This window comes from Pseudomonas sp. NLJ1, assembly GCF_049486705.1.
GTDB lineage: Bacteria > Pseudomonadota > Gammaproteobacteria > Pseudomonadales > Pseudomonadaceae > Aquipseudomonas > Aquipseudomonas inefficax.
This window is the reverse complement of record NZ_CP137735.1, coordinates 1,490,001-1,504,607: the sequence shown is the minus strand read 5'-3', so window position 1 is coordinate 1,504,607 and position 14,607 is coordinate 1,490,001. Positions and strand designations below refer to the sequence as shown.

Annotated in this window: 14 protein-coding genes and 1 rRNA gene (1 of these 15 cut by a window edge); 11 read left to right on the top strand and 4 right to left on the bottom strand. The window is 62.6% G+C overall.

Features of this window, described 5'->3' with window-relative positions; all coding sequences use genetic code 11:
- The first annotated feature begins 46 nt into the window (after positions 1-46).
- The 7 genes from R9B85_RS06680 to R9B85_RS06650 all read left to right on the top strand — a co-directional run bounded on the left by R9B85_RS06680 (position 47) and on the right by R9B85_RS06650 (position 4,964).
- Complete coding sequence (locus R9B85_RS06680; protein ID WP_207879979.1) at positions 47-742, top strand: M949_RS01915 family surface polysaccharide biosynthesis protein; 696 nt, start codon at positions 47-49, stop codon at positions 740-742.
- A gap of 63 nt (positions 743-805) precedes the next feature.
- Positions 806-1,135, top strand: a complete 330-nt coding sequence (locus R9B85_RS06675; protein ID WP_112250672.1) for an aspartate-semialdehyde dehydrogenase — start codon at positions 806-808, stop codon at positions 1,133-1,135.
- 67 nt (positions 1,136-1,202) lie between these two features.
- The gene (locus R9B85_RS06670) at positions 1,203-1,364 is read left to right on the top strand and encodes a hypothetical protein (protein WP_166674299.1); all 162 of its coding nucleotides are present in this window, start codon (positions 1,203-1,205) and stop codon (positions 1,362-1,364) included.
- 135 nt (positions 1,365-1,499) lie between these two features.
- Complete coding sequence (gene ccoM, locus R9B85_RS06665) at positions 1,500-1,616, top strand: cytochrome c oxidase subunit CcoM (protein ID WP_025340347.1); 117 nt, start codon at positions 1,500-1,502, stop codon at positions 1,614-1,616.
- A gap of 296 nt (positions 1,617-1,912) precedes the next feature.
- A complete protein-coding gene (locus R9B85_RS06660) occupies positions 1,913-3,901 on the top strand; it encodes an FUSC family protein (RefSeq protein ID WP_313856156.1) in 1,989 nt (662 codons plus the stop codon).
- On the top strand, positions 3,888-4,094 hold the full coding sequence (locus R9B85_RS06655) for a DUF1656 domain-containing protein (RefSeq protein ID WP_063913097.1): 207 nt from the start codon (positions 3,888-3,890) through the stop codon (positions 4,092-4,094). The genes R9B85_RS06660 and R9B85_RS06655 overlap by 14 nt, the downstream gene beginning before the upstream one ends.
- A 12-nt stretch (positions 4,095-4,106) precedes the next feature.
- A complete protein-coding gene (locus tag R9B85_RS06650; protein WP_112250676.1) occupies positions 4,107-4,964 on the top strand; it encodes an HlyD family secretion protein in 858 nt (285 codons plus the stop codon).
- 202 nt (positions 4,965-5,166) lie between these two features.
- Here R9B85_RS06650 and R9B85_RS06645 read toward each other — a convergent pair whose 3' ends face one another.
- Positions 5,167-5,925: an SDR family NAD(P)-dependent oxidoreductase gene (locus R9B85_RS06645; RefSeq protein WP_215520761.1), complete on the bottom strand. Its 759-nt coding sequence runs from the start codon at positions 5,923-5,925 to the stop codon at positions 5,167-5,169.
- 111 nt (positions 5,926-6,036) lie between these two features.
- Between R9B85_RS06645 and R9B85_RS06640 the strand changes: the two genes are divergently transcribed.
- Entirely contained in the window at positions 6,037-6,945 is a 909-nt protein-coding gene (locus R9B85_RS06640; protein WP_423770917.1) for a LysR family transcriptional regulator, read from the top strand.
- Between the two features lie 123 nt (positions 6,946-7,068).
- Positions 7,069-7,404 carry a DUF2025 family protein gene (locus tag R9B85_RS06635; protein ID WP_013973906.1) on the top strand — a complete coding sequence of 112 codons (336 nt, stop codon included), beginning with the start codon at positions 7,069-7,071 and terminating at the stop codon, positions 7,402-7,404.
- Positions 7,405-7,565: 161 nt separating this feature from the next.
- Here R9B85_RS06635 and R9B85_RS06630 read toward each other — a convergent pair whose 3' ends face one another.
- Both R9B85_RS06630 and R9B85_RS06625 read right to left on the bottom strand, forming a co-directional pair.
- On the bottom strand, positions 7,566-10,151 hold the full coding sequence (locus R9B85_RS06630) for a bifunctional diguanylate cyclase/phosphodiesterase (RefSeq protein ID WP_423770916.1): 2,586 nt from the start codon (positions 10,149-10,151) through the stop codon (positions 7,566-7,568).
- 51 nt (positions 10,152-10,202) lie between these two features.
- Positions 10,203-11,276, bottom strand: a complete 1,074-nt coding sequence (locus tag R9B85_RS06625; RefSeq protein ID WP_207879994.1) for a diguanylate cyclase — start codon at positions 11,274-11,276, stop codon at positions 10,203-10,205.
- Between the two features lie 129 nt (positions 11,277-11,405).
- On the opposite strand from R9B85_RS06625, the gene R9B85_RS06620 reads away from it, so the two are divergent.
- Entirely contained in the window at positions 11,406-12,497 is a 1,092-nt protein-coding gene (locus tag R9B85_RS06620; RefSeq protein ID WP_207879996.1) for an MBL fold metallo-hydrolase, read from the top strand.
- A 3-nt stretch (positions 12,498-12,500) separates the two neighbouring features.
- On the opposite strand, the gene R9B85_RS06615 is transcribed toward R9B85_RS06620, so the two are convergent.
- Positions 12,501-13,397, bottom strand: a complete 897-nt coding sequence (locus tag R9B85_RS06615) for a formate/nitrite transporter family protein (protein ID WP_423770915.1) — start codon at positions 13,395-13,397, stop codon at positions 12,501-12,503.
- A gap of 458 nt (positions 13,398-13,855) precedes the next feature.
- Here R9B85_RS06615 and R9B85_RS06610 point away from each other — a divergent pair.
- Positions 13,856-14,607 (top strand): 16S ribosomal RNA (locus R9B85_RS06610); it runs 785 nt beyond the window's last position.

Here is a 14,607-nt window from a genome sequence, read left to right as displayed (position 1 = left end):
GCTTCATCGTCCCCCACCCTGCTGCCGACGAGGGCCCCGGATCAACATGTCTGCCAAGCACCGCTGGATCAGCACTTCGATGGCCGTGGGCAGCCTGTTGCTGCTGGCCGCCTGCGAGCAGAAAAACTTCGAGACCTTGCCCGCCATCCCGATCGAGCAGCTCGAGGTACTGGGCGTGCAAACGCCGATCAAGAGCGTGCACTTTCGTGACCGCGATGGTGAAGGCCTGCTGGTATTGAGCCGCAGCGATGGCCAGACCAGCGACCCGGAAAGCGAGCAGGAAGTGGACAAGGTGGTCCTCAAGGCCACGTTGTACGGGCGCACCGCCGAAAGCGACGCGTTCAAGGCGCGCTGGCAGATCGAACAGGAAACCACCTGCCCGGGCCTGGACCTGGATGTGGACTTCTATAACGATGTCAGCGATGTCGGCGACCTGAACAAGGACGGCGTCGCCGAGGTGACGGTTGCCAGCCACGCCTTCTGCGGCGGTGGCATCGACCCGCACGACATCGCCATCGAGATGCGTGAAGGGCAGGCCAGCTACAGTATCACCGGCCAGTCGCTGATCACCCCGGCGGGTGAGGAGCCGATCGGCGGTGAGCGCGAAGACAGCGCCTCGCTCAAAGCCGCGCCACAGGTGCTGCGCGAACACATGGACGCGGTCTGGCAGCAGGTGTACAAGCGCCCCTGGAGCGAGGCCAGCCCGCCAACCGACGACGAGCCTGACGAAGAAGCCGAATAAGTGTTGTGCCTGCCATCAAGGTAAGCCCGCGCCTGCCGATACAGGGGGCATAGGAGAACGTCCATGCTGCCACCGATCATTCCGCTCAGTGCCGCCCCGGTGACCTCGCAACAGGACCCGGTCAAACCGACACCCGACATCAAGCCGGTGGTGCCGACGCAGCCTGCCTCCGGCGAAAGCACCATCGACCTCAAGCACCAGCGTGACCCGCAGGAGCAGGCACTACTGCTGCGCGACGAGCAGCGCCGCCAGCAGCAACGCCGGCAGAAGGGCGACGACGAACGCTACAGTGCGATGCCGGGTGACGAGGTCAACGCCGACAACACCGTGCCGGTGGCGCCGTTGATGGGCGAGCACGGGCGCCAGGGGCTTCTGGTGGACATCGAAGTCTGACGCGGGGCTGGTCAGCGCCAGCGCCTGGCTTCATCATGCAAGTCTCAGTTGATCGTCGAGCCCACCCATGAGCCAAGACAACCTCATCGATTTCGATGCCGAACGCGCCAAGCGCGTCCACGACCTCAAGGAAAAGCGCCTGAACGAAATGCGCAATGCTTTCGAGCAGGCCCTGCCGTTGAACACCGCCAAGAAAAAGAAACCCAAGAACAAGCCGAAGAAACGCTGAAACTTGACGCAGGTCAACCCAGCACCCGCCTCGCGTGCCCGGCCCCGGGCACCATTGACACCGATCAATTTTCCCCGCCCCCAGTTTGGTTAACTTGCACCCATCGGACAACGGCAAACGAATGGGGAGGCCAGCATGTTCTTCGACAACGTGGTTATCGCCGGAGTGGTAACGGTCGGGTTGATGGTCGTCTTCTTTGCCGGTCTGGGCATTTTCATCTGGAAGGATTCGAACAAGCGCAAGCCGCGCTGACCTTCCGGGTACACGAGCACGCAAGGCATTTAGGGCGACTTCGGTCGCCCATTTTTTTGCCTGCAATTTTTGTGTTGCCTGTGCCGGCCTCTTCGCGGGTAAACCCGCTCCCACAATGACTTCACGAGATTCGGACTGTGCGCGGTCCCATGTGGGAGCGGGCGTGCCCGCGAACAGGGCAGCACAGGAGAGCCTGTCGATAACAAAGATGATTAGCTAGCTAATTAATCCTTTCCGCCTTATCCTTCCCATCATTGTCTATCTTTCTACAAGACCATCCCCGCAAGGTCCGCCTCGTGCCCATCACTCTCCAGGCCCTGTTCGCCCCCAGCAGCCTCGCCCTCAAGTTCGCCATCAAGACCCTGCTCGGTGGCGGCCTGGCGCTGTGGCTGGCGATGCGCTGGGGCCTGGAGCAACCGTCCTGGGCACTGATGACCGCTTTCATCGTCGCCCAGCCTTTATCGGGCATGGTGGTGCAAAAGGGCTTGGCGCGGCTGGCGGGCACTCTTGTCGGCACGATTGTGTCGGTGCTGTTCATCGGCCTGTTCGCCCAGACCCCCGGCCTGTTCCTGCTCACCTTGGCCCTGTGGCTGGCCCTGTGCACCGCCGCCTCCACCCAACTACGCAGCGCCTGGGCCTATGCCTTCGTGCTGGCAGGCTACACCGCGGCGATCATTGCCCTGCCGGCCATCGACCACCCATTGCAGGTGTTCGACCAGGCCGTGGCGCGCTGCACCGAGATCTGCCTGGGTATCTTCTGTGCCACCGCCAGCAGTGCCTTGCTCTGGCCCATGCGGGTAGAGCAGCAACTGGGCGGGCAGGCCCGCCAGGCCTGGCAGAACGGCCTGCAGGCCGCCAGTGCCATGCTGGGCGGGGAAGACGAGGCGCGCAAAGGCTTGCTGGAGAGCCTGGGGCGTATCGTTGCCATCGACAGCCAGCGCGAACACGCCTGGTTCGAAGGCAACCGCGGGCGCCAGCGTGCTCGTGCCATTCGCGGCCTGAGCCAGAAACTGATGGTGCTGCTGCGCATTTCCCGGTCAGTGCGCCGGCAGTGGCGGCAACTGGATGAGCGCGAGGCCCAACGCCTGGCGCCCTGGCTGGAGGAGGTGCGCGCACTGCTGGGCAAGCCCGACCAGCCGGGCCTTCTGTTGCTGCGCCAGCGCATCTGGGATACCGCCCACGATGAGCAGATCAGCCCGGCGGAGCACTTCTGCCTTGCGCGCATGGCTCTGCTGCTGGATTACGCCATGGCTGCCAGCCAGGCGCTGGAAGATGTCGAGGCGGGCAGGGCGCCCAAGGATGTATCCCAAGGCCTGGCCGCGCACCGCGACTGGTCGCTGGCCTTGCTGTTCGGCTCACGCAGTGCGCTGGCCTTTCTGGTAATGAGCGGCTTCTGGCTGGCCACCGCCTGGCCTTCGGCGCCGGGTGGCCTGGTGCTGACCTGTGTGGTCTGCAGCCTGTTCGCCAGCCGCGAGAACGGTGCGCAGATCGGCCTGAGCTTCTTGCGCGGGATCTTCCTGGCGATACCCGCGGCGTTTCTGGTCGGGCAGATTCTGCTGCCGCAATGGAGCAGCTTCGCCATGCTTTGCCTGGGCATGGGCGTGCCGCTGTTTCTTGGTGCACTGGGTATGGCTCACCCGCGGACCGGGGCAACGGCTACCTCTTATTGCCTGCATTTCATCGTGCTGGTGTCGCCGCTCAATGCCATGCAGTTCGGCGTGGCCACCATGCTCAACAGTGCCTTGGCCATGCTGGTAGGTGTGTCGGCAGCGGTGATGGCCTTCCGTTTGCTGGTGTTCCGTCACCCGGCCTGGCTGGGCCGGCGCTTGCGTGCGGCGACCCAGAACGACCTGGTGCGCCTGACCCGACGCGACTTGCGCGGGGCCGACAGCTGGTTTGGCGGGCGCATGGCCGACCGCCTGATGCAACTGGCGCGGCATGCCGGCGAACTGCCCGAGAGCGAACGCAAGCGCTGGGACGACGGCCTGCACGGCCTGGATATCGGCGACGAACTGGTGCATCTGCGCATGTGCCTGGCGGTCGCCCAGGCCCCGTTGGGGCGTGCCGAGCGTGAATACCTGCAGCAGGTAGAGGCCGTGCTGGCCAAGGGGCCGGCGCCCGGGCGCGGGCAGCGCCTGGATGCCGCCAGCGAACAGTTCATTGGCGCCTTGCGCCGTCTACCCTCCAGCGATCCGCTGCGGTTGGCCGAAGGGGCGGTGCTGCAACTGCAAAAAAGCTGGGGCAAGTGGTGCCGCTGGCAGGAGGAAGCTCATGGGGTTGCGTGAGTGGGAAGTGGGCGGCGTGCTGTTCAGTCCCTTCCTTGTTTATGTGTTGCTGGCGCTGGTGCTTACCGGGTTGCTGCGTCTGGTGGTGCAGGCCACGCCGTTGGGGCGCTGGATCTGGCATGAAGCGCTGTTCGACGCGGCGCTGTTCGTTTGTGTGTTGTTCCTGGTGGTGCGACTGCTGGGAACCTTGTAAAGGAGTGTTTCGATGCGTGCGGCCGTACGTACCTTGGTCACCTTGTGTGTGGTGGCCCTTGCCGTGTTCGCCGGCTATCAGTTGTGGCAGTACTACATGCTCACCCCCTGGACCCGAGATGCGCGTGTGCGTGCCGATGTGGTGGTGATCGCCCCCGATGTGTCCGGCTGGGTGCGCGAGCTGAAGGTTCGTGACAACCAGCAGGTCAAGGCCGGCGACCTGCTGATGAGCATTGACCGCGAACGCTTCCAGGCGGCATTCGACCAGGCCAGCGCGGTGACCGAGACCCGCAGCCAGCAACTGCGCCTGCGCGAGCGGGAAGCCGCCCGGCGTACGGCCCTGGGGCCGGAGGCGATCAGTGCCGAACTGCGGGAAAACGCCCAGATCAATGCGGCCATTGCCCGCGGTGAACTGCATGAGGCCGAGGCACAGTTGCAGGTTGCCAGAATCAACCTGGCGCGCAGTGAAGTGCGGGCACCGCGCAGCGGGCAAATCACCAACCTGCGCCTGGCCGAGGGCAACTATGTGAACACCGGGGAATCGGTGATGGCCCTGGTGGACGATTCAACCTTCTATATCCAGGCCTACTTCGAGGAAACCAAGCTGCCGCGCATTCGTGTGGGGGATGCGGTGAAGGTCTGGCTGATGGGCGCGGGCGAGCCGATGCAAGGGCATGTGGAGAGCATCAGCCGTGGTATCACCGACCGCAACAGTAACCCCGACAGCCAGTTGCTGCCGGAGGTTGAGCCGACCTTCAACTGGGTACGCCTGGCGCAGCGGATACCGGTGAGGATCCGCCTGGACCAGGTGCCGGAGGGGGTGACCCTGAGTGCGGGGATGACGGCCAGTGTGCAGGTGCATGAGCAATGAGGCAGGTGGCTACTCTGTGGCCCGATCGCTGGCAACCCAGGCTCATGCGGTGGTGGGAGCAACTGTCCTGTGTTGCCTGTCCTGGCCTCATCGCCGGCAAGTCAGCTCCCACAGGTACTGCACAATGCTTGAGGTCGATGCAGTCGAGGTGGGAGCTGGCTTGCCGGCGATGGGCCGCAAAGCGGCCCCAGAAAACCTGACCTCAGAGGAACATCCCGCCTGAAACCTCCAGCCGTTGCCCGTTGATCCAGCCATTGCCATCTTCCAGCAACAGCGCAATCGCTGCCCCGATATCATCCGGCAAGCCCACCCGCCCCAGCGCCGTGTTGCCGGCAATGTATTCATTCACCTGGCGGTTGTCCCGCACCACGCCGCCGCCAAAGTCCGTCTCGATCGCCCCCGGCGCCAGAATGTTCACGCGAATACCACGCGCGCCCAGTTCCTTGGCCTGGTAGCGGGTAAGCACTTCCATCGCCCCCTTCATCGCGGCATAGGCGGCATACCCCGGCAGCGCAAAGCGCGCCAGGCCAGTGGAAATGTTGACGATGCGGCCATTGTCGACCAGCAGCGGCAGCAGGCGCTGGGTGAGGAAGAACGGCCCTTTCAACTGGATGTTCAGCAACTGGTCGAACTGCGCCTCGCTGGTTTCGGTGTAGGGCACGTTCAAGCCGATCCCGGCGTTGTTCACCAGAAAGTCGAAACGTTCGCGGCCGAAGTGTTGCTGCAAGGTTGCTTTCAGGCGTTCGGCGAAACCGGCAAAGCTGCCGCTGTCGCTGACGTCCAGTTGCAGCATGGTGGCCTTGACCCCGGCCTGCTCCAGCCGGGCGGCCACGGCCTGGGCTTCCTCCGCCTTGCTGTGGTAGGTGCCGATGACATCGATGCCGCGTGCGGCCAGGTGTTCGGCAGTGTTGCGGCCCAGGCCGCGGCTGGCGCCAGTAATCAGGGCAATCTTGCGGGTCATGGTGAAAACCTCATGGTGGGCTGATGAGCACAGGTTATTGGTCGCTGTTCTGCTGTTAAATCCAGCGAATATGGAAATACTGTTCGTTAAAACCGGATAGACGAGGTTCAAGTGAACAAGCTGGAGTTGTTGCGCACCTTTGTGCGGGTCAGCGAGGTCAGCAGTTTCACCCTGGCTGCCGAAAGCCTGGGGCTGCCCCGTTCGACCGTGTCGGAGCAGGTCAGGGCGCTGGAGCGTTTGCTGGGTACGCAGTTGTTCAATCGCACCACCCGCCGGGTGCAGGCGACCCAGGATGGCGCCTTGCTGTACGAACGCAGCAAGGACCTGCTGTCGGGCATGGACGAAATCGAGAGCCTGTTCCGCGCCGACGATGCCGAGCTGGCCGGGCGCCTGCGGGTCGACCTGCCGACCATGATGGCCCGCCGGGTCATCATCCCGGCGCTGCCGCAGTTTCTGCAGCGCTTTCCGCGCCTGGAGGTGGAGCTCAGTTGCACCGACCGCCAGGTCGACCTGCTGCGTGAAGGCTTCGATTGCGTGATGCGCATTGGTGCCCTGCATGACCTGGATGTGGTGGCGCGCCCGGTCGGGCAACTGAGCATGCGCAACTGTGCAAGCCCTGCCTACCTGGCCCGCCATGGCGTGCCGCACACGCTGCAGGACCTGGCCCGGCACCACCTGGTGCATTACGTTCGCACCCTGGGCGCGCGCAGCGCCGGTTTCGAATACCTCCAGGACGGTGAACTGCACTTCCAGGCAATGGCCGGCGTGGTGACAGTCAACAATGCCGAGGCGTATTCGGCGGCATGCCTGGCCGGGCTGGGGCTGATCCAGGTGCCGGCGGTGGGCGTGGCCGAGCACCTGCAGCGCGGTGAGCTGGTTTCGGTACTGGAAGGCTGGCAAGCCCCGGCCATGCCAGTGTCACTGCTGTATGCACGGCAACGGCACGTGCCACGCCGGGTGCAGGCCTTCATGCAGTGGCTGGGCGAGCTGCTGCATTCCCAGGTAGACGGTGGGCGCTGATCGATGAAAACCGTGGCGCCTGTGCGACGGCTTGCGTTAGGCTGCCAGCCACGAGTTGCCCGGCAGAGGCAACCTTTCCCCGCCTGGCGTGCGTATCTTCCGATTTGATTGCGAGGTTACGTCATGGCCATCACTTCCCAGGACATTTGCAACGCTGCCGACCAGCTCAAGGGCTTTGTCGGTTTTCATGGCAAGCGCGGTGTGCACATCGTGCGTTTTTCCGAAGATTCGTTCGGCATGGACGTGGCCGACGCCAGTATCACGCCCTGCAGCGAGTTTGTCTGGCGGCCCGAGCAAGGGCAGCGCATGGCCCTGTGCCGCGAACGGCTGGCGCTGTTGCTGGAACAGCATGTGGATGACCGTTTGAACATTGGTGAACCGCTGCGCACCTACCTGCGTCGGCGCGACCTGCCGGAAATCGTGGCAGAGCGCAGTTTGCAGCGGGATTCAGCTCTGTAATAGCGAAGAAACTTCGAAAAACTGCACTATCCCTGTGGGAGCGGGTTCACCCGCGAACACCGGCGAAGCCGGTGCCATATACCGCGCCGCATTCTTCGCGGGTAAACCCGCTCCCACAGGGATAAGCATTCCAACCTGAGCAAGACAGTTACCTCGACGCGCTACAGGTAAGGTGCCGAACGCTGGGATGCCTGCGTCAACAACGCCTCAAGCCCCGCACTGTCCAGCGGCCTGCTCATGTAATAGCCCTGCACTTCGTGACAACGATCCTTCTGCAGTGCCTTGAGCTGCTGCTCGCTCTCCACCCCTTCGGCCGTCACCGTCAGCCCCATCGCTTCGCCCAGGTTGATGATGGCCTGGACCACGGCGCGGTCGCTGCCACTGGTGTTGTTCAGTCCGCCGATGAAGCGTTTGTCGATCTTGATGCTGTCGAACGGGTAGGTGCGCAGGTAGCCCAGCGACGAGTAGCCGGTGCCGAAGTCGTCCATGTTCAGGCGCACGCCCAACTCCTTAAGCGACAGCATGGTGCCCAGCGCGCCTTCGATGTCATTGAGCATCACGTTCTCGGTAATCTCCAGCTCCAGGCGCTGTGCGGGGAAAGCGGTTTCCAGCAGGATCTCGCGTACATCGGCAACCACGTCGCTGCGCAGGAACTGCGCCGGTGACAGGTTCACCGAAACCAGCACATCGGCGGGCCAGTCATGGGCGGTGCGGCAGGCTTCGCGCAGCACCCAGCGGCCCAGCGCAACAATGATGTCACTCTGTTCGGCCAACGGAATGAAGGTGTCCGGCCCCAGCAACCCCTCCTGCGGATGCTGCCAGCGCAGCAAGGCCTCGACCGCGACGATGCGCAGGTCGCTGAGGCGGTAGCGCGGCTGGTAGTGCAGCTCGAACTCCTGGTTGCGCAAGGCCCGCCGCAGGTCGTTCTCCAGTTGGCGGCGGTACTGGATCTGCTGGCTCATTTCGGCAGCGAAATAGCGCCAGGTGCACTTGCCGTCGGCCTTGGCCTGGTACAGGGCGATATCGGCGCAGCGGATCAGCTCGCCGGCATCGAAGCCTTGGGTGCGGGTTTGGGCGACACCGATGCTGGCGCCCACGTGCAGGGGCTGGCTATCGAACACGATCGGTTGCTGCAGCAGGCTGATCAGGCGCGCGCAGAAGCGGTCGATCTCGTTGCGGTTGTCCATGCCGCCGAGCACCAGGAGGAACTCGTCGCCGCCCAGGCGCGCTACCAGGTCGCCATCGCGGGTGCTGTCGCGCAGACGTGTTGCTACCTCCTGCAGCACGGCGTCACCGGCGGCATGCCCAAGGGAATCGTTGATCGGCTTGAAGTTGTCCAGGTCCAGCAGCAGCAAGGTCAGTGGCGGCGAATCACTGCCGCGCAACAATGCCTGCTCAAGGTGCCGGGCCAGCTTGTTGCGGTTGGCCAGCCCGGTCAGCGGGTCGTGCAGCGACAGATGCTGGATGCGCGCATGAGCGTCGACTTCGTCAGTGATGTCGCTGGCGGTGCCGCGAAAACCGACGGGCCTGCCGTCGTACCAGATGGCTCGGGCTGAAATCCGGCAGTAGCGGTTTTGGCCGTTCTGGTCGCGGTAGGTGCAGCGCAGGTTGGCCAGTTGTTGTGGGTCGGCCGCGGCCAAGGCATCCAGCCATGGCGAGAGCGGCGTGGTATCGCAGGCCAGCAACTGATTGAGCGGGTGGCCGAGCCAGTCGTCCACCGGGTAGCCGGTGACGTTGACAAAGCGTTGCGAAAGGTAGGTCAGGCGCTGTTGCCGATCGGTTTCCCAGATCCAGTCAGAGGCCGACTCCGCTACCGCGCGAAAACGTTGCTCGCTGGCCTCCAGCGCCTGGTTGCTCTGCTGCAGATCGGCGAGCGTGAGGTCGATCGCCCGCGAACTGCGCAAGGCATGGCGGAACAGGTACAGCATGATCAGACCGAGTATCAGCAAGGCACCCGCCAGCGGCGGCAACACCGCCCGCAGCAACTGCTGCCCTGGCAGCGGGCTGCTCCAGGACAGGTGGTAGCCGGTATCGCCGAGGTCGATGCGCAGGTGGTCGTGCTCACCCACATCATTGTTTTCCACGTGCATGCCGGTCAGGCCGGCACTGCTGCTCAGCTGCGCCAGCTTTTCCTCGGTGAGCTGGTCGACGAACAGCATCACCGGCGCCTGGCGCACCTCGCTATCGGTGACATCCCGGTCCGGGCGCACTGCCGCGGCACTGAGCACGGCCGGCCAACCGTTGAACAGGACGAACCGGGTGATCTGTTCACGTGGGATGGCCGCCGCCCGAGCCTGGTCGATGATTGGCTGCAGCGCTGCATCAATATAGGTATTGGCCGCCGCCTGGGTAGGCTGGCCTTTGAACAAACCGTAGGTGGTGCGTGCGTCCTCCACCACGAACACCCCTTCATAGCCGCTGGCGCTGTACAGCGACTCGCCCACGTTCTTTTCTTCGTAGGCCCATTTCCAGTCGACCTGGCCCGCCAGGTGTTCGAAAGCAGCATCCCATACGGCGTAACTGGAAAGGAACTGGCGCGAGGCAAGCAACCGTTGTTCCAGCGCTTTGCTGGCCTGGGAGGCACTGCGCTGGCGCTCCTGATGGTCGAGAGTACCTGCGATGTTGAACAGGGCGCCGACGATGACCAGGCAGGCCAAGCCGAAAACTGCGCTGAAGCCGGCTATCAGGCGACGCACCTGGAAGCGCGGTGTGGGGCTGGCGGGTGGAGGGTTGGCGGTCCTGGCCATGAGCGAGCGGCTCCTTCAGGCAGCCTCCCGCCAGGCAGTCAGGAAGGAGGTTCAATCAGGATAGGCCAGCCTGAGCGCCGCAGCGTCGCTGCGGGCAAAATTGACCTGGTCGCGTCCGGCATGCTTGGCGGTGTACAGCGCTTTGTCCGCCTGTTCGAGCCAGTGCTCGGGTGACTCCAGGTTGGCCTCGAATGCCGAAAGGCCGATGCTCAGGCTTATGCGCAGGTGCGGCAGCTGCGGGTTGCGGTAGCTGGCGACCCGCTCGCGCAGGCGCTCCATGGCCTGGCAGGCTTGGGCTTCACTGGTATCGGGCAAGATCACGCAAAATTCGTCACCGCCGTAGCGCCCGGCCTGGTCACCTTCGCGCAGGTTGTGCCGCAGCTCGGCACCAAGCTGGCGCAGCACACAATCGCCAACCACATGGCCGAAGGTGTCGTTGATGGTCTTGAAGTGGTCGATGTCGATCAGGGCAATCACCGCGTGGCCCTGCTGTTGCTGGCAGGCCTGGAACTTCAACAGCAGCAGGTCTTTCCAGGCACCATGGTTGAGCAGCCCAGTCAGGCTGTCCGTGAGGCTCAGGGTGCTCAGGCGGCGCTTGTGGTCGGCCAGCTTGATCGCCAGTTGGTAGCAGACCCAGCCCAGCGCCAGCGGATAGAGCGTCAGCATCGGCAGGCAGGCATAGACCTGCAGGGGCGTAGCGTTCAATTGCAGGCCGGGGCCCAGCAGCAGGATGGCGACGAGCATGCCCGTCAGCTGGGCCAGGACGCCGCGAACGACCATGCGCTTGCCGCCGGCGGCGACGTTGTTCATGGTCATCATCGACAGCACGGTCACGCTGGGCAAGGGATTGAAATGGATGGCAGCGGTCCAGAACCCACCCATCAGGGAGTCCAGCACCAGGTTGCGCTGTTCTGCCTGGTAAGGCGTGGCCGAACGGGCTGCCCACAGGTAGGCCACATGCGGCCACAGCAGGCCATTGAACAGTAACAGCAGCCATGCCCAGGTGGGCGGGGACAGCGGCGCCATGGCGGCCATGACGCTGAACAGGCCGATCCCCAGGCCGATGACTCGCGGCAGGTAGATGCGTTTGACGAATGAAAGTCCTTTGCCGCTGCGTTTATCCATCTTGGTATCGTTCTTCTGCTGGAGCACCGTTTATCGCATAACTCTCATGAATATTGTTGAACAGTGTTTCATCTATGAAAAATGACCTTACAAGCCAATTCACGGTTGGTCCGATCACTGTGGGGTAACATGAAGGCTTTCCTGTTGCTCGGAGTGTTGCTGATGGTCCCCTTGACCAGCCCTGCCGGCGAGCCGGCGCCCCAGCGGGAAGGGCGTTTTCACAACCAGGCGTCGTTGCCGCAGGATGGCGTATTGCAGAAGCTGCGCATCGGGCTCAAGTATCTGTTCCTGAGCAAACCGCCGGAAACCCGGCCGGCCACACCGGTGAGCCTGCAGCCCATGACTCGCCAGCAGGTGCTCGACGCACCTGACCGCAGCCTGTGGCGCCTTGGCCATTCCACGGTATTGCTCAAGTTGCGCGGGCGCTTCTTTATTACCGACCCGGTATTCGCCGAGCGCGCCTCGCCGGTGCAGTGGGCCGGCCCGCTGCGTTTCCATGCTCCACCCCTGGCGCTGGACCAATTGCCACCGTTGGCTGCGGTGGTACTGTCCCACGATCACTTCGATCATCTGGATGAGCAGGCAATTCGCCAACTGGCCCCGCGCACGAGTGTGTTCCTGGCCCCGCTGGGCGTAGGCAACCTGCTGATGACCTGGGGCGTAGCACCGGCGAAGGTGCGGCAGCTGGACTGGTGGCAGGAAAGCGAGGTCGAGGGCGTACGTTTTGTCGCCACCCCGGCTCAGCACTTTTCCGGGCGTGGGCTGCTGGACAGCAACCGGACCTTGTGGGCGTCGTGGGTGATCGTCGACGAAGATGTGCGGGTATTCTTCAGTGGTGATACCGGCTACTTCGATGGGTTCAAGCAGATTGGCGAGCGCTTCGGGCCGTTCGACCTGACCCTGATCGAGACCGGGGCCTACAACGTCGCCTGGCCCGATGTGCACATGCAGCCGGAGCAGAGCCTACGGGCCCATCTCGATTTACGCGGGCGCTGGTTGTTGCCGATTCACAACGGTACCTTCGACCTGTCCATCCACGGCTGGCAGGAGCCGTTCGAGCGCATTCTGGCGTTGGCCAACCAGGCACAGGTGCGCCTGAGCACGCCGCAGATGGGGGAGCGGGTCAGCCTTGACTCGCCACATGCCGGGCAGAACTGGTGGCAGCCGCTACCTGTGCGTCAGCGCGGGCAGGCGAACGAGCGCGTGGTAGCGGCACGCTGAAGTTCATTTGTTGCCGTTGTCGCGGCGCGGGGAGGGGGGCTGGTGTTCTTTCAGTAGCCGCGAGGGCGGTCTGCCGCTGTCGCTGCGCACCTGAGCATGGCTGATCAAGCCGAAGATGAAGCTGCCGCCGATGATGTTGCCCGCCAGTGTCGGCAAGGCGAACTCCAGCCAGAAGCTGCTCCAGGTTTCATCGCCGGCCCAGACCAGATAGGACACCTCGACCGAGCCGACCACGATATGGGTAAAGTCGCCCAGGGCCATCAGGTAGGTGATCATCAGGATGATCCAGATCTTGGCGTGTTCCATCGACGGAATCATCCACACCATGGTGGCGATCATCCACCCCGATACGATGCCTTTGGCGAACATCTGGCTGACATCGTTCATCATTACCTTGCGGCCCACCTCCAGGAAGGCCACGTCGGTCTTGCTGTCGAAGATCGGCAGCTCCAGCATTACCCAGGCCACCAGCAAGGTCCCGGCGAGGTTGCCAAGCAGTACCACGCTCCAAAGGCGCAGCAGGCGCCCGAAGTTGGCCAGGGTAGGGGTGGTCATTACTGGCAATACGGCGGTCAGGGTGTTTTCGGTGAACAGCTGCTGGCGCGCCAGTATTACTGCAAGGAAGCCTGCGCTGTAGCCGATGCTGGCGATTACCTGGGCACTGTCGCCCTCAGGCAGGCGAGCGTAGAACAGGCCCATGGCCATGAGCGACAGCCCCATGGACAAGCCTGCGGCCAGTGCCGACCACCATAGTGCGGCGAGTGTGCGTTCCAGTTCCTGGTCGCCCTGGTAACGAATGATCTCGTGCAGTACTGCCGCGCGGGGCGGTTGGTTGAGGCTGACTTCCTGCTCCTCGTCCGCGGACAGGCCTGGGGTTTTCTCGCTTTGCGCATCGCTCATGGCCGCTACGCTCCGTTGGGTGGTGTATTTCTACAGATTCGCGGCGCTTTCATTAGTTGCCGACAAAGGTAAAACGGCGGCAGAAAGTTTTTTCAGATCAAGGTGTTGACTCTGATTTCAAAGCGCGTATTATTCGCCTCCTCGCAGCGATGAACGCTTCGAGGCAAGCGGTAAGTTGTTGAGGTTGAAGGGTTTCGAAAGAAACTGGTTGTAAAAAACTTCAAATAAACGCTTGACAGCAAATGAGGAAAGCGTAGAATGCGCGCCTCGGTTGAGACGAAAAGCTCTTAACCAAACGCTCTTTAACAAATCGAATCAAGCAATTCGTGTGGGTGCTTGTGAGTACGGACTGATAGTCACAAAGATTATCAGCATCACAAGTGGCCATGCGAGAAATCACATAGTCATTTGAGATTGCTGAGCCAAGTTTAGGGTTTCTTAAAAACCCAAGCAGTATTGAACTGAAGAGTTTGATCATGGCTCAGATTGAACGCTGGCGGCAGGCCTAACACATGCAAGTCGAGCGGATGACGGGAGCTTGCTCCTTGATTCAGCGGCGGACGGGTGAGTAATGCCTAGGAATCTGCCTGGTAGTGGGGGACAACGTTTCGAAAGGAACGCTAATACCGCATACGTCCTACGGGAGAAAGCAGGGGACCTTCGGGCCTTGCGCTATCAGATGAGCCTAGGTCGGATTAGCTAGTTGGTGGGGTAATGGCTCACCAAGGCGACGATCCGTAACTGGTCTGAGAGGATGATCAGTCACACTGGAACTGAGACACGGTCCAGACTCCTACGGGAGGCAGCAGTGGGGAATATTGGACAATGGGCGAAAGCCTGATCCAGCCATGCCGCGTGTGTGAAGAAGGTCTTCGGATTGTAAAGCACTTTAAGTTGGGAGGAAGGGCAGTAAGCTAATACCTTGCTGTTTTGACGTTACCGACAGAATAAGCACCGGCTAACTCTGTGCCAGCAGCCGCGGTAATACAGAGGGTGCAAGCGTTAATCGGAATTACTGGGCGTAAAGCGCGCGTAGGTGGTTCGTTAAGTTGGATGTGAAAGCCCCGGGCTCAACCTGGGAACTGCATCCAAAACTGGCGAGCTAGAGTACGGTAGAGGGTGGTGGAATTTCCTGTGTAGCGGTGAAATGCGTAGATATAGGAAGGAACACCAGTGGCGAAGGCGACCACCTGGACTGATACTGACACTG